The sequence below is a fragment of the Polaribacter marinaquae genome, assembly GCF_038019025.1.
Taxonomy (GTDB): Bacteria; Bacteroidota; Bacteroidia; order Flavobacteriales; family Flavobacteriaceae; genus Polaribacter; species Polaribacter marinaquae.
In genome coordinates, this window is sequence record NZ_CP150496.1 from 911,666 (window position 1) to 931,496 (window position 19,831).

General features: G+C 29.0%; 21 protein-coding genes. 13 read left to right on the forward strand and 8 right to left on the reverse strand.

Annotated elements, in window-relative coordinates; translation table 11 throughout:
- Positions 1 to 102 precede the first annotated feature (102 nt).
- From fabV to WG950_RS04200, 4 genes are all read right to left on the reverse strand, one after another.
- Positions 103 to 1,290, reverse strand: coding sequence for an enoyl-ACP reductase FabV (fabV, locus tag WG950_RS04185; protein WP_077808894.1), 1,188 nt, complete (start codon positions 1,288 to 1,290; stop codon positions 103 to 105).
- Positions 1,291 to 1,407: 117 nt separating this feature from the next.
- Complete coding sequence (locus WG950_RS04190) at positions 1,408 to 2,358, reverse strand: phosphoribosylaminoimidazolesuccinocarboxamide synthase (RefSeq protein WP_340934293.1); 951 nt, start codon at positions 2,356 to 2,358, stop codon at positions 1,408 to 1,410.
- Between the two features lie 46 nt (positions 2,359 to 2,404).
- Positions 2,405 to 3,025 carry a hypothetical protein gene (locus WG950_RS04195; protein WP_340934295.1) on the reverse strand — a complete coding sequence of 207 codons (621 nt, stop codon included), beginning with the start codon at positions 3,023 to 3,025 and terminating at the stop codon, positions 2,405 to 2,407.
- Between the two features lie 3 nt (positions 3,026 to 3,028).
- A complete protein-coding gene (locus tag WG950_RS04200) occupies positions 3,029 to 3,982 on the reverse strand; it encodes a PhoH family protein (protein WP_077808891.1) in 954 nt (317 codons plus the stop codon).
- A 129-nt stretch (positions 3,983 to 4,111) separates the two neighbouring features.
- Here WG950_RS04200 and WG950_RS04205 point away from each other — a divergent pair, with 129 nt between their 5' ends.
- The 5 genes from WG950_RS04205 to gldG are packed head-to-tail and all read left to right on the forward strand — an operon-like array spanning position 4,112 to position 8,152.
- Positions 4,112 to 4,972 carry an SAM hydrolase/SAM-dependent halogenase family protein gene (locus tag WG950_RS04205; RefSeq protein ID WP_077808890.1) on the forward strand — a complete coding sequence of 287 codons (861 nt, stop codon included), beginning with the start codon at positions 4,112 to 4,114 and terminating at the stop codon, positions 4,970 to 4,972.
- Positions 4,973 to 4,975: 3 nt separating this feature from the next.
- Positions 4,976 to 5,272 (forward strand): putative quinol monooxygenase, encoded by a 297-nt coding sequence (locus WG950_RS04210; RefSeq protein ID WP_299061568.1) that lies wholly within the window; start codon positions 4,976 to 4,978, stop codon positions 5,270 to 5,272.
- Positions 5,273 to 5,794: a GNAT family N-acetyltransferase gene (locus WG950_RS04215; RefSeq protein ID WP_340934299.1), complete on the forward strand. Its 522-nt coding sequence runs from the start codon at positions 5,273 to 5,275 to the stop codon at positions 5,792 to 5,794.
- Between the two features lie 8 nt (positions 5,795 to 5,802).
- Positions 5,803 to 6,519: a gliding motility-associated ABC transporter permease subunit GldF gene (gene gldF, locus WG950_RS04220; protein WP_340934300.1), complete on the forward strand. Its 717-nt coding sequence runs from the start codon at positions 5,803 to 5,805 to the stop codon at positions 6,517 to 6,519.
- Positions 6,512 to 8,152 carry a gliding motility-associated ABC transporter substrate-binding protein GldG gene (gene gldG, locus WG950_RS04225; RefSeq protein WP_340934302.1) on the forward strand — a complete coding sequence of 547 codons (1,641 nt, stop codon included), beginning with the start codon at positions 6,512 to 6,514 and terminating at the stop codon, positions 8,150 to 8,152. The genes gldF and gldG overlap by 8 nt, the downstream gene beginning before the upstream one ends.
- A gap of 5 nt (positions 8,153 to 8,157) precedes the next feature.
- On the opposite strand, the gene WG950_RS04230 is transcribed toward gldG, so the two are convergent.
- Positions 8,158 to 8,919, reverse strand: coding sequence for an NAD(P)H-binding protein (locus WG950_RS04230; RefSeq protein ID WP_340934304.1), 762 nt, complete (start codon positions 8,917 to 8,919; stop codon positions 8,158 to 8,160).
- Between the two features lie 185 nt (positions 8,920 to 9,104).
- On the opposite strand from WG950_RS04230, the gene arsB reads away from it, so the two are divergent.
- The 6 genes from arsB to WG950_RS04260 all read left to right on the forward strand — a co-directional run bounded on the left by arsB (position 9,105) and on the right by WG950_RS04260 (position 14,229).
- A complete protein-coding gene (gene arsB, locus WG950_RS04235; protein WP_340934306.1) occupies positions 9,105 to 10,151 on the forward strand; it encodes an ACR3 family arsenite efflux transporter in 1,047 nt (348 codons plus the stop codon).
- A 125-nt stretch (positions 10,152 to 10,276) separates the two neighbouring features.
- The gene (locus WG950_RS04240) at positions 10,277 to 11,125 is read left to right on the forward strand and encodes a DUF2911 domain-containing protein (RefSeq protein WP_340934308.1); all 849 of its coding nucleotides are present in this window, start codon (positions 10,277 to 10,279) and stop codon (positions 11,123 to 11,125) included.
- Positions 11,126 to 11,321: 196 nt separating this feature from the next.
- Entirely contained in the window at positions 11,322 to 11,888 is a 567-nt protein-coding gene (locus tag WG950_RS04245; RefSeq protein ID WP_154066965.1) for an RNA polymerase sigma factor, read from the forward strand.
- Entirely contained in the window at positions 11,878 to 12,399 is a 522-nt protein-coding gene (locus WG950_RS04250) for a hypothetical protein (RefSeq protein WP_340934312.1), read from the forward strand. Before WG950_RS04245 ends, WG950_RS04250 begins: the two co-directional genes overlap by 11 nt.
- Entirely contained in the window at positions 12,383 to 13,462 is a 1,080-nt protein-coding gene (locus WG950_RS04255; RefSeq protein WP_340934315.1) for a hypothetical protein, read from the forward strand. The genes WG950_RS04250 and WG950_RS04255 overlap by 17 nt, the downstream gene beginning before the upstream one ends.
- 32 nt (positions 13,463 to 13,494) lie before the next feature.
- The gene (locus WG950_RS04260) at positions 13,495 to 14,229 is read left to right on the forward strand and encodes a head GIN domain-containing protein (protein ID WP_340934316.1); all 735 of its coding nucleotides are present in this window, start codon (positions 13,495 to 13,497) and stop codon (positions 14,227 to 14,229) included.
- Between the two features lie 72 nt (positions 14,230 to 14,301).
- On the opposite strand, the gene WG950_RS04265 is transcribed toward WG950_RS04260, so the two are convergent.
- Positions 14,302 to 15,477 (reverse strand): GlmU family protein, encoded by a 1,176-nt coding sequence (locus tag WG950_RS04265; protein ID WP_340934318.1) that lies wholly within the window; start codon positions 15,475 to 15,477, stop codon positions 14,302 to 14,304.
- A 147-nt stretch (positions 15,478 to 15,624) separates the two neighbouring features.
- On the opposite strand from WG950_RS04265, the gene WG950_RS04270 reads away from it, so the two are divergent.
- Complete coding sequence (locus WG950_RS04270) at positions 15,625 to 15,996, forward strand: 6-phosphogluconate dehydrogenase (RefSeq protein WP_077808877.1); 372 nt, start codon at positions 15,625 to 15,627, stop codon at positions 15,994 to 15,996.
- 7 nt (positions 15,997 to 16,003) lie between these two features.
- Positions 16,004 to 16,552 carry an acyl-CoA thioesterase gene (locus tag WG950_RS04275; RefSeq protein WP_077808876.1) on the forward strand — a complete coding sequence of 183 codons (549 nt, stop codon included), beginning with the start codon at positions 16,004 to 16,006 and terminating at the stop codon, positions 16,550 to 16,552.
- A 45-nt stretch (positions 16,553 to 16,597) separates the two neighbouring features.
- Here the strand turns inward: WG950_RS04275 and WG950_RS04280 are convergent, their stop codons facing one another.
- Together WG950_RS04280 and lon are read right to left on the reverse strand one after the other, a co-directional pair.
- Complete coding sequence (locus WG950_RS04280; protein WP_340934319.1) at positions 16,598 to 17,194, reverse strand: MCP four helix bundle domain-containing protein; 597 nt, start codon at positions 17,192 to 17,194, stop codon at positions 16,598 to 16,600.
- A gap of 149 nt (positions 17,195 to 17,343) precedes the next feature.
- The gene (gene lon, locus WG950_RS04285) at positions 17,344 to 19,797 is read right to left on the reverse strand and encodes an endopeptidase La (RefSeq protein WP_079738476.1); all 2,454 of its coding nucleotides are present in this window, start codon (positions 19,795 to 19,797) and stop codon (positions 17,344 to 17,346) included.
- Positions 19,798 to 19,831: the final 34 nt, after the last annotated feature.

The window sequence follows — 19,831 nt, forward strand, 5'->3', positions numbered from 1 at the left end:
GTTTTAAAAAATTTAACTACAAGATAAAAAAATAATACCTCACAAAATTAAATTGCAAGGTATTATTTGTAAAATTTAACCAATAAAATTGGTAATTATTATTTATTTAATACTTGGTATTTGTACCATTTCATTTACATCTGCGTCGTAATCTACTCCGTCTACTTTAAATCCGAATAAATTAAAAAACTCATCGCTGTAACCTTTTAAATCTCCAATTTCAGCTAAATTTTCTGATGTAGCATCTTTCCAAAGTTCTGCGATTGCAGCTTGTACTTCTTCTTTCATTTCTAAATCATCAATTCTAATTCTTCCTTTTTCATCCAAGTCTAAATCACCACCAAATAAACGTTCGCTATACAAACGCTGAATTTGTTCGATACAACCTTCGTGAGTTCCGTTTTCTTTCATTATTTTAAATAACAAAGAAATATACAAAGGTATTACAGGTATTGCAGAACTTGCTTGTGTAACCAATGCTTTGTTTACAGAAACATAAGCATTACCGTTAATTGCTTTTAAATCTTCTGCAATTGTAAAAGCTGTTGCTTCTAAATGATCTTTAGCAGCACCAATTGTTCCGTTTCTATATACTGGTTTTGTTACTTCTGGCCCAATGTAAGAATATGCAACTGTTGTAGCACCTTCTGCCAATAAATTTTCTTTACTTAAAGCATCCATCCACATTTTCCAATCTTCACCTCCCATTACGGTTACAGTATTTTCTACATCTTCACCTTCTGCCGGATTTATAGAAATTTCTGATACTTTACCTGTATGAAAATCTACAGTTTTGTTTGTAAAAACTTCTCCGATTGGTTTTAATACTGATTTAAATCTTTTACCAGTATTTGGGTGTTTTCTAACTGGTGATGCTAAACTGTAAATTACTAAATCTACTTGCCCTAAATCTTCTTTAATTAGATTTACAACTTCCTCTTTTATTTCGTTAGAAAATGCATCGCCATTAATACTTTTTGCATATAAACCTGCTTGGTGTGCATGTTTTTCAAATGCTGCTGTGTTGTAATATCCTGGTGAACCTGGTCTACCTTCTGTAGCTGGTTTATCAAAGAAAACGCCAATTGTTGCTGCATCAGAACCAAATGCACTGGTTATTCTAGATGCCAAACCAAAACCTGTAGAGGCACCAATTACCAATACTTTTTTTGCTCCGTCTATTTTTCCTTTAGACTTTATATATTCTATTTGATTGATTACGTTTTGCTCACAACCTGTTGGGTGAGATGTTAAACATATAAATCCTCTTGTTCTTGGTTCTATAATCATTTGTTGTTTGTTTGTTCTCTATGTAAAGTTAACTAAAAGAAATCACTCGAATTGACATAATTTCTGCCTAAACAAGTGATTTTGTTTGCTTTTACATCTAACTTAATTTGAGATGATTTATTTTGAAGCTAAAAACTTCAACACATTATTTTCTATTCTATTTAGAACATTATCTGTAGTAGCTTTTGTAAAAGCTTCTCCGGTAATTTGTTCATATAATTCTATATATCTATTAGAAATTTCGATGATTTTTTCATCATTCATTTCTGGTATTGCTTGTCCTTCTTTACCTTGAAAACCATTTTCTATTAACCATTGTCTTACAAATTCTTTAGACAATTGTTTTTGTGGTTCGTTATTATCTTGTCTTTCTTGGTATCCATCAGCATAAAAATAACGAGAAGAGTCTGGTGTATGAATTTCATCAATTAAAACAATTTTACCATCTTTCGTTTTACCAAATTCATATTTAGTATCTACTAAAATTAAGCCTCTTTTTGCCGCAATTTCAGTTCCTCTTTTAAATAAAGCTCTTGTGTAATTTTCTAAGACGATGTAATCTTCTTCAGAAACAATTCCTTTCGCTAAAATATCTTCTCTAGAAATATCTTCGTCATGCTCGCCATTATCTGCCTTTGTAGAAGGTGTAATTAAAGGTTCTGGAAATTTATCGTTTTCCTTTAAACCTTCTGGCATATTTACACCACAAAGCATTCTTTTACCTAATTTATATTCTCTTGCTGCGTGCCCAGAAACATAACCTCTTATAACCATTTCTACCTTAAAAGGATCACATAAATGACCAACGGCTACATTTTCATCTGGATTGGCAAATAACCAATTCGGAACAATATCTGCGGTATCATTCATCATTTTGGTCGCAATTTGATTTAAAATCTGACCTTTAAACGGAATTTGTCTTGGTAAAATAACATCAAATGCAGATAATCTATCTGTGGCTATCATTACCAAAAGTTCATTATCTATATTATAAACTTCTCTTACTTTTCCTTTGTAAACAGATTTCTGATTCGGAAACTGAAAATTAGTTTCGTTAATTGTATTCATTTTAGTTGTTGTGTTGTTAAGTGTGCAAAAATAGTAATTTAAAAAGTTATTTTTTCTTCTTTTTTAAACGTTTTATTTGCTTTAAATTATCACTAATTGGTGTTGCTGTAATTTCTGCTTCACCTGGAATAAAATAGAAAAAATAGGCCGAATTCTGCCCTATTTTTCTAACATCTAATTGTTGGTTGTCTTTAAAAACAAGCGTATAATTTGGAATAATTTCTTTAGATTGATATTTATGTTTCATACCGATGCCCATACCGGTTCTCATAGAAACAAAAAGTAAAAAAAACAAAAACATTAACGCAGGCAACAGGTTATTTTTGTCTCCCATTTTAGCATATCTCTTATCCCATTTTTCTATATTATATATCTTTTGATACCATTTTTTTACTCTAAAGTATTTATACAATTTGGGCATCCATCTAGTTAAATATAAATACAACAAACCAAACATAAATATTAGTACAAGAGATAAAACCCAATTATTTGCAAGCAAACTTATAGGAGATATTAAAGCATCTAAAATGGTTGTATAATTAAGATAAGTAACACCAAAAATTCCGTAAAAAATAGCATCACTAACAATTCCTAAGATTATTAAATATAAATATCCAATATAAAAATAGTCTTGTAAACCTAGTTTATCTTTTTCTATTTTTATCATTATCTATTCTGTTTCTATGCTTTTGTATGCAGAAATAATTCTCTTAACCAATCTATGTCTTACAACATCTTTATCGTCTAAATAAACTTGTGCAATACCTTCAATATCTTTTAAAGCTAATAAAGATTCTTTTAAACCAGAAACTTGTTTTCTTGGTAAATCTATTTGCCCAGGATCGCCGGTAATTATAAACTTTGCGTTTTTACCCATTCTGGTTAAAAACATTTTCATTTGATTATGAGTTGTATTTTGTGCCTCATCTAAAATTACAAAGGCATTGTCTAAGGTTCTACCTCTCATAAATGCTAAAGGCGCAATTTGAATAACTCCTTTTTCTAAATGAGATTCTAACCTTTCATGCGGAATCATATCTCTTAATGCATCATATAAAGGTTGCATATAAGGATCTAATTTTTCTTTTAAATCTCCTGGTAAAAAACCTAAATTCTCACCAGATTCTACAGCAGGTCTTGTTAAAATAATTCTACGTACTTCTTTTTCTTTTAAAGCTTTTACAGCCAAAGCAACTGCGGTATATGTTTTACCTGTTCCTGCAGGACCAACAGCAAATAACATATCATTTTTAGCCATTAAAGAAACCATTTTACGCTGGTTTTCTGTTTGTGCTTTAATTAATCTACCGCTAACACCATGCACCAAAACATCTTTTGCTTTTTTAGAAGCACTTGTTTTTTCTTCGTTTCCATTTGATGTTAAAATACGCTCGATACTATTTTCGTCTAATTTATTATAACGGTTATAGTATTTTATCAATCGATCTAATCGAATTTCAAACTCGTCTAAAAGTTCAGACTCGCCGTAAATTTTCATTTTAGATCCTCTTGCGACGATTTTTATCTTCGGAAAATACCTTTTTAATTGTTCTATGGTACTATTATGTGCCCCAAAAAAGTCTTTTGGGTTTATTTCTTCTAGCTCTATAATGCGTTCGTTCAAATGTTTATTTTTTATAGATTGATATCAATTTTATTTCAACTAAAAATAGCGAATAAAATTCCTAAAATGATTAGATTTGCGTTAAATAGTTAACAACTTTTACACAATTAATTAACAGCTAAAAAATTAATGTCTCTAATTACTTTAACCACAGATTTCGGAACGAAAGATCACTTTGTAGGTGCTGTAAAAGGGGCTATTTACTCTGAACTTCCAGATGCAAAAATTGTTGATATCACACATGAAATTTCGCCATTTAACATTACAGAAACTGCGTATATTCTAAAGAATTCCTACAAAAGTTTTCCTAAAGGAACTGTGCATGTAATTGGTGTAGATTCTGAATTGAGTGAAGAAAACAAGCACATTGCGTTAGAATTGGATGGTCATTATTTTGTGTGCCCAGACAACGGAATTATTTCGATGATTGTTGCAGAATTTAAGCCAACAAAAATTGTAGAAATCACAATTCATGATAGAATAGAAAGTAGTTTTCCAGTTTTAGAAGTTTTTGTACAAGTTGCTTGCTTTATTGCTCGTGGCGGAAATTTAACAGTAATAGGAAGAGAAATATCAGAATATAAAACAATTATAGAAATACAGCCAAAAGTAAATCAATTACAAGATCAAATTATTGGTGGCATTGTTTATATTGACAATTACGGAAATGTAATTACAAACATCAGTAAAAAAATGTTTCAAGAAATTGGTAAAGGAAGAAATTTCGAAATCAATGCTAAAAAACATAAGTTTACAAAAGTGTTTTCTAAATATAACGAAGTTGCGTCTAACAGCGCTTACAGTAATCAACAATACGAAGGTCATAAATTAGCCATTTTTAACTCTGCAAATTATATAGAAATTGCAATTTACAGAAGCAATTTAGATACTGTTGGTGGCGCTTGCTCTTTATTAGGTTTGGCATATCGAGATACTGTTACTATAAATTTTATTAACGAGCCAAAACAAGAATTTACCACTTTAAACTAAACTATGTTTGTAAGAATTGTAAAGATGAGTTTTCATCAGAAACACATACCTACTTTTTTATCAATTTTTGAAGAAAAAAAAGAATTTATAAGAGGTTCTAAAGGTTGCCAATTATTAGAATTATATCAAGATAAAAACAACCCAGATATCTTTTTTACATATTCTTATTGGAACGAAGAACAAGATTTAGAAAACTACAGAAACTCGGCACTTTTTAAGGATGTTTGGGCAAAAACAAAAGTTTTTTTTAACGATAAACCTGCTGCTTGGAGTGTCGACAAAAAAGTTAGCTTACAATAAATGAGTTTTAACTTCACTGAATATCCGATTTTAAAAACCGAAAGATTAATTTTAAGAAAAGCAACCGATTTAGATATTGCCGTTGTTTTAGAATTAAGATCTAGTGAAGAAATTAATAAGTTTGTAGGTACAAAAAGAATTCAGAATTTAGAAGAAGCATCTGCATTTATAAACTCTTGTAATTCTTTATATGATCAGCATAAAAGAATCTTTTGGTTAATTGAGTTTCAAAATCAAGTAATAGGCAGTATTGTGTTACATAACATTTCTAAAGTTGGTGCATACGCAGAAATCGGCTATAAACTAAAGCCAAACTTTCAGCAAAAAGGAATTATGACTGAAGCTTTGCAAAAAGTAATTACCTTTGGATTTGATAAATTAGCATTAACAACCATAGAAGCTTTTACGCATAAAAATAATATTGCTTCGATAGCGTTATTAGAAAAAAATGGTTTTGTTTTTTTACCAAAAAGAAAATGTATCACATTTAATTACAATAGAATCTTTAAAATTAGAAAGTAAATTATAGAATGATTGCAATACTAAAAAAAGAATTCAATTCGTTTTTTTCGAGTCCGATAGCATATTTGGTTATCGGCGTCTTTTTATTAATTAACGGCTTATTTTTGTGGGTTTTTAAAGACGATTTTAATATTTTAAATGCTGGTTTTGCAGATTTAAATCCGTTTTTTTATTTAGCTCCTTGGGTATTTTTATTTCTAATTCCTGCAATTACCATGAAAAGTTTTGCTGATGAATTTAGCAATGGCACCATAGAACTATTAAAAACGAAACCAATTTCTAATTGGCAAATAGTATTAGGTAAATTTTCTGCTTCTTTAATTTTAGTAATTATAGCTATTTTACCAACATTAACTTATGTATACACAGTGTACCAATTAGGCAGTTCTGTTGGCAATTTAGATGTTGGTGCAACCATTGGTTCTTACATCGGCTTGTTGCTTTTAGCAGCAACCTATACTGCAATTGGCCTGTTTACATCTACCATATCAAAAAACCAAATAGTTGCATTTATATTAGGTGTTTTAATCACTTTTTTACTTTTTTATGGTTTTGATGCCATTTCAGTTTCTTTAGACAACAATTATGTTATTAAGAAATTAGGTATTAACGAACACTATAAAAGTATATCTAGAGGCGTTATAGATACTAGAGATATTATTTACTTTTTAAGCATTACATTTTTCTTTTTATTCATTACAAAAACGCATTTAGAAAATGAATAAATCTATAAAAAACATATCGATTGTAATTGTTTTATTGATAAGCATCAACCTACTAAATCAGTCTTTTTATAAAAGATTTGATATTACAAAAGACAAAAGATACACTTTATCTGAAACCACTAAAAGCAGTATTGCTAAGGTTGATAAAAACTTATTTATAACGGTTTATCTAGAAGGAGATTTTCCATCAGAATTTAAACGATTACAAGTAGAAACTCAACAATATTTAGAAGAATTGTCTTCGGAAAATTCGAGAATTAAAATCAATTTCGAAAATCCAGACAATCAAAGAGAAGCCTTGATAAAAAAAGGTATGATGCCTAGTCAACTAACGGTAGAAGAAGATGGTAAAATGTCGGAAGCTATTATTTTTCCGTGGGCAGAAGTTAGTTTGGGCTCTAAGTCTACCGTTGTATCATTATTACCAAACGCCATTGTAGCATCACAAGAAGAACAATTGCAAAAAGCTATTGAAAATTTAGAATATAGTTTTACAAATGCCATACATACTATTCAATTAAAAACACAGAAAAAAGTAGGTATAATTACTGGTAACGGAGAATTAAAAGATATTTATCAGTATAGTTTTTTAAGTGAGGTTGCAAAAAAATACCGATTAGCAAAATTCACTTTAGATTCTGTAGAAAGTAATGCTAACAAAACTTTACAAGATTTAACTAATTTAGATTTGGCAATAATTGCAAAACCTACAATAAAATTTACAGATAAAGAAAAGTTTGTTTTAGATCAGTTTATTACCAACGGAGGTAAAACTTTATGGATGATTGATAATGTGCAAGCAGATCAAGATAGTTTGGTTAATTCGGGTAAAATACTAGCGTATCCAAGAGATTTAGGTCTTACAAACTTATTGTTTTCTTACGGAATTCGAATAAACACAAGTTTGATAAAAGATTTATACTCGGCAAAAATACCGGTTGCTACAGGGCAAGTTGCAAATCAACCACAGTTTAAAAATTTAGATTGGTTTTACCATCCATTAGTTAACGGAAATCCGAATCACACAATTACCAAAAACGTTTCTCCGGTTAGATTACAATTTGCTAACCAAATAGACACTCTTAAAAACAACATAAAAAAAACACCTTTATTGGTTAGTTCTTTATTAACACAAAAAGTAGGAACTCCTAAAATTATAGAATTGCAATCTATTGCTGATGAAGTTATAGAAACAGATTATAAAGGAGGTCATCAGTTATTTGCTGTTTTACTAGAAGGTTCTTTTAATTCGGCATACAAAAACAGAGTAAAACCTTTTAAAACATCACTCTTAAAAGAGAAATCTAAACCAAATAAAATGATTGTAATTTCTGATGGAGATATTGGTAAAAATCAAATTTTGAAAGGACAACCTTACGATTTGGCTAGAGATAAATGGACCAATCAGCAATTTGGCAACAAAGATTTCTTATTAAATACTGTAGATTATTTATTAGATGACGCAGGTTTGTTAAAATTAAGAAACAAAAGCTTAAAAATTAAAATGTTAGACAAACAAAAAGCTTATAAAGAAAGAACTTTTTGGCAATTTTTAAACCTAATATTACCTTTAATTTTATTGTTTGCTTTTGGTCTTACCTTTAATTTCCTAAGAAAAAGGAAATACAGTTAATAGATTTATATGGATAATAAATCGTCGTGAATAAAAGTATAATCTAAAGTTTTTTGTAGTTTTTCTGACGAAATAATTTTCCATTTATAGACATCATTATTTTCAAATTCTGGCGTTTCAAAATCTCTACTTAATTTGGCAATTGTATAAAATTCTCTTCTTGTAGGATGATGATTAGAGCACGCATTAAAAGTAGTATTCCAACAATTTTGAGCTACAATTTCATGCATAATTTCTATACAATCTTCTCTATGAATCATATTTACAAAACCTTTTGGCTGCGGAATTTTTTTATCGTTTTTAAACCAATTAGAAGGATGTCTTTCGCCACCAAATAAACCAGCAAAACGAATTATAGTTGTTTCGAAAAAATTATTTTCTCTAAATAAATTTTCGATAGCTGTTAGCGGTGTATTTAACACTGCATCTTCTTCTGTAACCACTTTATTTAAACTGTCATAAACAGAAGTAGAACTTATAAAAATCACTTTTTGAACACTAGAATTTTGAATCTGAGATATCAAATTTTCGAAACCATCAATATCTTTTGAGGTAATTGCAATAATTAAAATATCGGTATTTAAAAAAGTATCAAACTCTTCAAATTCAGAAATATTTACGATATAAGACTCTATATCTAAAGCCTCTAAATCTGTTATTTTTTCTTCGGATGTTGTAGATCCTTTTACAAAATATCCTTCCTCTAAAAAAGAAACTGCTAAAGGTTTCCCTAACCAACCACAACCAAGAATGCTAACATTTTTCATTATCTCTAGATTTATTATTCAGCAAAAATACAAATCCTTTTTAATGTTTCCTTAATGTTATTTAATTAGTAAATAAATAAAATAAGTTTAAAATTCACAATATTAATCGTAATATTGCAATATAACTAAACACTATAATATCAGTAACTTTTTACACGCTAACAAACTTTAAATTCGATTAAAAAATGAATAAAAAAAAACTTAGTTTTTTAGATAGAAACTTAACCTTATGGATTTTTATAGCAATGGCTATAGGTGTTGGTTTAGGGTACTTTATACCTACCTTTCCAAATTTTATAGACTCTTTTAGCAGTGGCACTACTAATATTCCAATTGCTATTGGTTTAATTTTAATGATGTATCCACCATTAGCAAAGGTAAATTATGCACTTTTACCTAAAGTATTTAGAAATATTAAAATACTATCTATTTCTTTAATTTTAAATTGGATAATTGGTCCGGTGTTAATGTTTATTTTGGCTATTGTATTCTTAAGCGATTATCCAGAATATATGGTCGGTATAATTCTAATAGGATTGGCAAGATGTATTGCAATGGTGTTAGTTTGGAATGATCTTGCCGAAGGTAGCAGCGAATATGGAGCAGGATTGGTTGCCTTAAATAGTATTTTTCAAGTTTTTGCTTATAGTTTTTATGCTTGGTTATTTATAACTGTATTGCCTCCTTATTTTGGTTTTGAAGGTGCAATCGTTGACATTTCTATTGGAACAATTGCAGAAAGTGTTGCCATTTATTTGGGAATTCCTTTTTTATTAGGAATTTTAAGTAGATTAATTTTAGTAAAGTTAAAAGGAGAAGAATGGTATACCAATAAATTTATTCCAACAATTTCTCCAATCACCTTAATTGCGCTATTATTTACAATTATTGTTATGTTTTCTTTAAAAGGAGAATTAATCGTTCAAATACCAATGGATGTTTTAATAATTGCTATTCCGTTACTTATTTATTTTAGTTTAATGTTTATTATTGGCTTCTTTTTTACAAAAGCTACAGGTGCAGATTATGACAAAACTACAGCAGTTGCTTTTACTGCAGCTGGTAATAATTTCGAATTAGCAATAGCAGTTGCTATTGCTGTTTTTGGTTTAAATTCCGGTCAAGCTTTTACAGGCGTTATTGGCCCTTTAGTTGAAGTTCCAGCTCTAATTCTATTAGTGCGTGTTTCTTTTTGGTTAAGAAACAAATATTTTACTAAGAGTAAAGCATAAAAAAATATGCTAAAAAGCGATTGAAATGTACTTTTTAATAGCATATTATTTTAAGTTTTTATTAACATTTTGCTTTTTTTGAAATTGTAATTTTGAAACTATAAAAACTAAATAATACTTATAAAATGAAAAAAATTATATTATCATTATTTGTAGCTGCTTTTGCTTTTTCTTCAAATGCACAAATAAAAACTCCAGCACCAAGTCCTTTTCAAAAAATTGAGCAAGCTGTTGGCTTAACAGATGTTACTATTGAGTATTCTAGACCAAGTATGAAAGGTAGAAAGATTTTTGGTGGTTTAGAAGACTACGGAAAAGTATGGAGAACCGGAGCTAATGAAAACACGAAAGTTACGTTTTCTACTGATTTTATGATTGATGGAAAAAAATTAAATAAAGGTACCTACGCTTTGTACACAATTCCTGGTCAAAAAAATTGGGATATCATTTTATATTCTGATGCAACAAATTGGGGAAATCCTGCAAAATGGGATGAAGCTAAAGTAGCTGCTAAAGTAACAGTTGCCGCACAAGATATACCAATGGTAATTGAAACATTTACAATTAGTTTTGATGATTTGACAAATAATTCTGCAGTAATTGGTATTATGTGGGAAAACACGTATGTTGGTTTAAAGTTTGAAACTCCAACTGACACTATGGTTTCTAAAAATATAGAAAAATTGATGAGCGGGCCATCTGCAAACGATATGTATGCAGCCGCATCTTATTACTTAGAAGCAGGTAAAGACATTAATAAAGCAAAAACTTGGATTGATAAAGCGGTTGCAATGTCTGCAAATGCTCCTAAATTCTGGTATTTACGTAAACAATCTTTAATTCATGCAAAAGCAGGAAACAAGAAAAGTGCAATTGCTGCTGCTAAACAATCTTTAAAATATGCAGAAATAGCAAAAAATGCAGGTTATATAAAAATGAATAAGGCTTCTTTAAAAGAATGGGGTGCAATTTAATACTGCTTTACATACTTTATAAAAAAATCTCGAACGTTTGTTTCGAGATTTTTTTTGGTTAATTTTTAAATTATAAACATCTAAAAATCAATAATTAAAACATTACATGTTGTATTCTTTTAAAAAAGTTTACTTTTATTTTCTAGAAAGTGTCACATTTTAAAAAGCTTTTTGTCTATAGAATAGAACCATTTTATTGGAAACTAATCAACCACATATAACCAAATTATTAGAGCGCTGCCAAAAGCAAGATAAAAATGCGCAGCTAGAATTGTACAAATGCTATTATAAAGCAATGTATAATGTAGCGTATCGTATTTTAAAAAATGAATTCGAAGCAGAAGATCTAATGCAAGAGGCTTTTTTAACTGCTTTTACAAAAATGAAAATGTATAAAGGTGAAGTTACTTTTGGCGCTTGGTTAAAACGAATAGTAATCAATAAAAGTTTAACACAATTAAAGAAAAACAACAGATATCAAGAGGTAAAAATGGAAGTTGTTACTGATGATGAAGTCGAAGAAGAAACAATAGATTACAGAGGATTTAAAGCTAGCACTGTGCTTAATTGTCTTCAAAATTTAAAAGAGAATTACAGAGTAGTTTTAAATTTACATTTAATAGAAGGTTACGATTATGAAGAAATTTCGCAAATATTAGAATACACAAATGAAAATGTAAGAACAACTGTTTCTAGAGCGAAGAAAAAGTTAAAGCAGGTTTTACTTGCAGAAAATTTACAAACACAAGTATATGGAAGATAAATTACATCAATTTTTTTCTGAAAATAATTTTGATTTAAATGAACCAAACGCTGGTCATTTAGAACGATTTGAAAGAAAATTAAACTATCCAAAACAAAAGAAAAATTCTTGGAAATGGTTAAGTGTTGCTGCTTCTGTTGTTTTAGTATTAGGTTTTTGGTTGGGTAGCTATCATCAAAAAAGACAATTAGATTTAGCAGATGTTTCTCCTAAAATGGAAGAAGTTCAAAATTATTTTGTCTCTACTATTAATCAAGAAATTAAAACTTTAGAAAGTAATAGAAATTTAGACACAGAAACTATTATAGAAAATGCGTTAGAAGAATTAGAAGAACTAGAAGATAATTACAAGGTTTTTATAAAAGATCTTAATAAAAATGGTAAACAAAGGCGTGTTATAAGTGCAATGATTAAAAACTACCAAAGACGTCTAGATATTTTAGAAAGAACTTTAGATCAAATAGATAAATTAAAAAACTTAAATAATATTCAGAATGAAATTTATATATAAAATAGCACTTTTTTTAATGTTTATACCATTAGTTGCCTCCGCTAATACTGATGATAAAAAACACGAAAGAACAAAAAAAATATCTAAAAGTTACACCGTAAACAAAAACGCTAAAGTTCTTATTAACAATAAATATGGCGATTTAAACATATCAACTTGGGATAAAAATTCAGTTGAAATTGAAGTTAAAATTACTGTAAAAGGTGATGATTTAGATGAAGTAGAATCTAAATTAAATTCAATAAAAATAGATTTTAACGCTTCAAAATCTATGGTAGAAGCAGAAACTGTATTCGGAGAAAAGAAAAGCAATTGGTCTTGGTGGGGTAAAAGTAAAAACACCAATTACAAAATAAATTATATTGTAAAAATGCCAAAAACAAATGCTGTAGATTTAGATAACGATTATGGTAGTATTTATTTAGGAAACTTATCTGGTAACGCAGTTATTAATTGCGATTACGGAAAAATTTCTGTCGGAGAATTATCAGCAAAAAATAACGACATCAACTTAGATTATTGTTCATCATCTACAATTGCTTACTTGCAAAATGGTAAAGTAAATGCAGATTATTCTAAACTATCTATAGATAAATCAGAAAACTTAAAAATAAATGCAGACTATTCTACAATTAAATTAGATAAATCTAAAAATGTAGATTTTAATTTAGATTATGGTTCGATTACTGTTAATGATGTAGAAAATATTGATGGTAATTCTGATTATGTTGCTTTGCGTTTCGGAACCGTAAGAAAACAACTTTCTGTAAACACAGATTATGGGTCTTTAACAATTAAGAACCTTAAAAAAGGTTTTGAAAAGATTGATATTACAGGACAATATACCGGGATAAAAATTACTGTAGAACCAAATATTTCTTTTTTATTTAATATAGACTTACAATATAGCGGTTTTAAAAGAAATGATGATAAAATAGAGTTTTACAAAAGCATCTCTAAAACTACAAGTAAATATTACGAGGGTAAATACGGAAAAGCAAACACCAACGCAAGCATACATATCAATTCTCAATACGGAAGTGTTAGAATTGAAGAAAAATAAAAAACAAATCAACCTATAAAAAACCAAAAATCATGACTAAAAAAATAGCTTTTGCTCTTTTATTCTTATCACTAACATTTTCTGCAAACGCACAAAACTGGTGGGGAACAAATAAAAAAATTAAAGGAAACGGAAATATTGTAACTGTTAAAAGAAGTACTGATGATTATAGAGGTATTGCTGCCGGTGGCTCTTTCGATGTAATTTTAGTAAAAGACACAGAAGGTAACATCACCATAGAAGGTGAAGAAAATATAATACCATATATAGAAACAGAAATTAACAACGGAATTTTAAAAATTAAATACAAAAAAAACACCAATATAAGAACCACAAAAAGATTAACTGTTACTGTACCTTTTACAGATATCGAAAGTGTTGCCTTAGGTGGTTCTGGTAATGTAACTAGTAACGATGTTATAAAATCTAATAATTTAAATGTTAGTTTAGGTGGATCTGGTAACATCAATTTAAAAATAAATTCTGATGATGTAAACACAAACATTGGTGGTTCTGGTAATATTGATTTAAAAGGAAATACCGAAGAATTAAAGTGTGCAATTGCAGGTTCTGGTAGTATTAGAGCTTATGATTTAAGTACAGATGAAGTTTCTGCAACAATTGCAGGTTCTGGTAGCATAAAAATTACTGTTAAAAACAAAATTAAAGCAAAATTAGTTGGTTCTGGTAGTATTTACTATAAAGGAAATCCAAAACATATCGATAGTAAATCTGTTGGTTCTGGTAGTATTGTCGATAGAAATTAATCACTATTTTTACATATAAAAAACGCCAAAATGAAAGTTCATTTTGGCGTTTTTATTAATCTATTTTTATACTTAATAATTTCTGTATTGTTTTGTTTCTTCAAAAATATGATCTAATATTTTCTGATCTTTTTCATCAAAAACTAAGCTTCTTCTTTTCATAACTGCAGTTACTACTTCATACACTTTTTTCATTTGAAATGTTGTAAAACCAGCAGCACCACCCCAACTAAAAGAAGGTACAAAATTTCTAGGGAAACCACTACCAAATATATTTGCGCTTACACCAACAACGGTTCCTGTATTAAACATTGTGTTAATTCCGCATTTAGAATGATCTCCCATCATTAATCCGCAGAATTGTAAACCTGTTTTGGCAAAACGATTTGTTTCATAGCTCCAAAGTTTAACTTCTGCATAATTATTTTTAAGGTTAGAGTTGTTGGTATCTGCACCTAAATTACACCATTCACCTAAAACAGAATTTCCTAAATATCCATCATGCCCTTTACTAGAATACCCAAATATAACAGAGTTACTAACCTCACCTCCTATTTTAGAAAAAGGACCAATTGTAGTGTCTTTATAAATTTTTGCGCACATTTTTACAACCGTATTATTACACATTGCAAAAGGACCTTTAATATTAGAACTTTCCATGACCAAAGCATCTTTACCAATATAAATTGGCCCTTCAGACGCATTTAAAGTAGCGAAAACAACTTTAGCTCCTTCTTCAATAAAAACATTTTCTTTATTTAAAACTTGCACGCCTTCTGGTATTGGCGCAGAAGTTTTCCCTTCTGTAATCAATTTAAAATCTTGCTTAATAGCTTCACCATTAAAGGTAAAAATATCCCAAGTGTTTTTAACCTGAATTACATCTTCATCAAAATCTATTTGAGTGTATTGCTCAAAATCTACCTCTTCTTGCGAATCTGTAGTGTAAAATGCAACTACATTATCACCCTTAAAAATTGCTTCGTTTTCAGAAAGATTTTTAATTTTTTCTACTAACGATTCCGTAGGACAAAAAGAAGCATTAATTAAAATGTTTTTTTCCATTTCTACCATCGGAAATTTTTCTTCTAAATATTCCTCTGTAATTGTTGTTGTAGTTAAACCTAAGTATTTTTCCCATTTTTCTCTAATGGTTAAAATTCCTATTCTTATGTCTGCAACAGGTCTTGTATATGTAAATGGCAATAATGATTGTCTTGCATCACTATCAAATAAAATATAGTTCATTTTGCTTTTTTTTGAAGTACACAAATTTACTGTAAATAGATTACAAAAAAAACTGATTCTTATAAATCACGACTATATAAAGCTTGTTTATCATAAAATCCTTTAAAAATTAATAATTACTAAAATTTAGATTTGTATTTTTGATTTATGAAAAAAATTTTAGGCGTTTTAATAACTAGTGCAATAATACTTACTGTATTATATTATGTTTTTATCTACTTTGTAACTTATAGTACAGGTGTAAGATCTGGCGAGCTGATAAAAATTAGTAGAAAAGGTGTTCTTGTAAAAACTTGGGAAGGAGAAATTAGTCAAGGAATTTCTGGAGCGCAAATTTTTGCTTTTTCTGTTGAAGATAAAAACAAAAAAGTTATTGAAGATTTACAAAAACATCAAGGAAAATATGTAAAACTATCTTACAAAGAACGTTATACATCTTTCTTTTGGTTGGGCGATACCAAATATTTTATTACCGAAGTAACAAGAGAAGATTCACCACATTTTAGAGGAAAAAATTAATAATAAGATGAAAAAATTTAAAAGTATAGAAGAATCGCAATTAACAATAACCGAGTTAATGTTGCCTTCGCACTCTAATTTTAGTGGAAAAATTCATGGTGGTCATATTCTAAACCTTATGGATCAAATTGCATTTGCTTGTGCTTCTAAACATTCTAGTAATTATTGTGTAACTGCATCTGTAAATAAAGTAGATTTTTTAAATCCTATAGAGGTTGGTGAGCTACTTACACTTAAAGCATCTGTAAATTATACTGGTAGAACTTCTATGGTTGTTGGTTTACGTGTAGAATCTGAAAACATTAGAACCGGAGAAAAAAAACATTGTAATTCTTCTTATTTTACAATGGTAGCAAAAGACGAAAACGGCAAAAGCACACCAGTTCCTGGTATTATTTTAACTTGTAAAGACGAAATTAGACGGTATGCAAGATCTATAATTCGTCAGAAAGAAGGTAGAAATAGAACTTCTAGATTTAGTACTAATTCTTTTAAAACAGAAGATTATTTAGAATTATTAGCACAAAGTAACTCTAAAATAGAATTGAAAGATTAGGTATTTAAACTTGTTTTTTAATCAACATTTTCTAAAAAAATAAAATCACTCTTTTTTAGGTTGGTAAATAACAATTATTTGAATAACAATTGCTAAAAAAATAAGAATATAGATTTCTAATTGAGTAAACAACTCTACAGTATCAATTGCCTTTTTACTTATAGACATTTGCCTGCCTCCTTCGATTAATTGAATTTTAGATAATTGGTATAAATTCTTTTTAACTTTTAAAAGTTCGTTTTCAAGACCTTTAACATTATCAAATTTAGATGCGATAAAATCTCTTTCAGCTACTTTAACTTTTTCAAAATTTTGCTTAAATTCATTAAATACTTTTACCTCTTTGGCAGTTAATTTTGTTTGTTCGTACTTTAAAATAAAATTCTGTAAATCTTCGTTTATTTTATTGTTTTCTGATAAGAAAAAAACCGTGTCTGCTTTTATTGCAGCCAATTCCTTTTCTTGCATAGCTATAGACATTTCAAAAATCAAATCATTTACAACAAGTCTGTCTTCATAAATCGTAACCACAGAATCTTTAACACGTAAAAAATTATTTCTATCTATTAGATTAGTTGCAACAATTAGCACAAAAACCATTAGAATACCCAAAACCCATTTTACTTTATTATAGAATGCCATAGCTTGTATTTTTTATAAACTGATTACTCAAATATAAAAAAACACCCTAAAATATCATAGATTTTTAACATGTTATTAACCCTAAACTAATAGATAATAAAAATATAATTATAAGAAAAGCCTCTCTAAAATAGAGAGGCTTTTTTTTACTAAACTAACTTTTTAGCATTACTTACTTTCTGTTTTGTAAGCGCTATTTCTATTACTTGTTTCATATCAGAAACATAATGAAATGTTAAGCCTTTTAGATAGCTTTCTTTTATTTCTAAGATATCTTTTCTGTTGTCTTCACACAAAATTATCTCTTTAATATTAGCTCTTTTTGCTGCTAATATTTTTTCTTTAATTCCGCCAACAGGCAACACTTTTCCTCTTAAAGTTATTTCACCAGTCATGGCTAACTTGTTTTTTACTTTGCGCTGTGTATAAGAAGAAATTAACGATGTTAACATTGTAATACCTGCACTTGGCCCATCTTTTGGCGTTGCACCTTCTGGTACATGCACGTGTACATTGTATTTCTCTAAAATTTCTGGTTTAATTCCAAATTCTTCTGCATTAGACTTTATATACTGCAAAGCAATTGTAGCAGACTCTTTCATTACATTTCCTAAATTACCGGTAATAGAAAGGTTTCCTTTTCCTTTAGATAAAATAGATTCTATAAATAAGATATCTCCACCAACTTGTGTCCAAGCTAAACCTGTAACAACACCTGCAACATCATTGTTTTCAAATTTATCGCGATTTCTTGGTGTACCTAAAATTTCTTCAATTTTTTCTGATGATAAAGCAATATCATATGTTTCTTCTAGAGCAATTGATTTTGCAGCAAAACGCACCACTTTAGCAACTTTTTTCTCTAGTCCTCTTACCCCAGATTCTCTTGTATAACCTTCTACAATTTGTTCTAATTGCTTTTTACCAAGTTTTAAATCTTTAGTAGTTAAACCGTGCTCTTTTAATTGCTTTGGTAGTAAATGTCTTTTTGCAATTTCTACTTTTTCTTCTATTGTATAACCAGTAACATTAATCAATTCCATTCTATCTCTTAGAGCCCACGGAATTTGACCAATATTATTTGCTGTAGCAATAAATAGAATTTTAGACAAATCATAACCTACTTCTAAATAATTATCATAAAAAGATTCATTTTGCTCTGGATCTAATACTTCTAACATTGCAGAAGAAGGATCTCCTTGATGACTTTGCCCTAGCTTATCAATTTCATCTAAAACAAATACCGGATTCGAAGTTCCTGATTTTTTTAAATTCTGAATCAAACGACCTGGCATTGCACCGATATAAGTTTTTCTATGACCTCTAATTTCGGCTTCATCTCTTAAACCACCTAAAGACATTCTAACATATTTTCTACCTAAAGCTTCTGCAATAGATTTTCCTAAAGAAGTTTTACCAACTCCTGGAGGTCCGTATAGACAGATAATTGGAGACTTCATATCTCCTCTTAACTTTAAAACGGCCAAATGCTCTATAATTCTTTCTTTAACTTTTTCTAAACCAAAATGATCTCTATCTAAAACTTTAGTTGCATGTTTTAAATCGAATTTATCTTCAGAATAAATTCCCCACGGCAATTCTAAAAGCAGTTCTAAATAACTTCTCTGAACGCCATATTCTGCCGCCTGCGGATTCATTCGTTTTAAACGATTGATTTCTTTCTCAAACGTATCTGCAACTTCTTTAGACCATTTTTTAGTTTTAGCTTGCTTACGCATTTCTTCTAATTCTTGATCATTAGAAGCACCACCTAATTCTTCTTGAATGGTTTTTAATTGCTGATGTAAATAATATTCTCTTTGTTGTTGGTCTAAATCTTCTCTTGTTTTAGACTGAATATCATTACGTAATTTTAATTTCTGAAGTTCTTTATTAAGGTTTTTTAACGCTAATAAAGCACGTTCTTTAAGATTATCCTTTTCTAAAATAACTTGTTTTTGTGCAACCGTTAAATCCATGTTAGAGGAAATAAAGTTTACCAAAAACGAATTAGATTTGATATTTTTTATTGCAAAAGATGCTTCTGATGGCAACATTGGGTTTTCTTTAATAACCTCTAATGCTTGCTCTTTAATACCGTCTATTATTGCGTTAAATTCCTTTACATCATCTACTTCCTTATCTTCAATCGCTTCTTTTACAGTTGCTTTTAAATATGGTTTTTCTTCTATTATTGTGTCAATTTCAAAACGTTTTTTACCTTGAATAATAACGGTTGTATTACCATCTGGCATTTTTAAAACGCGTAAAATTTGTGCAACAACACCTGTTGTATGAATATCTTTTAAACCTGGTTCTTCTACATCTTCATTACGTTGTGCAACAACACCAATAACTTTATCACCTTTATTTGCATCTTTAATTAACTGAATCGATTTATCTCTACCTGCTGTAATAGGAATTACAACTCCTGGAAATAAAACAGTGTTTCTTAAAGGTAATATTGGTAAAATTTCTGGAACACTCTCATTATTTATAATTTCTTCATCTTCTGGCGTCATTAAAGGAATCAATTCTGAGTCTTCATTTAACATGCTATTAAGCGACAAATTGTCTATTCTAACTACTTTTGGTTTGCTCATATTCTATATATCTGTCATACTGACATTTATTTTT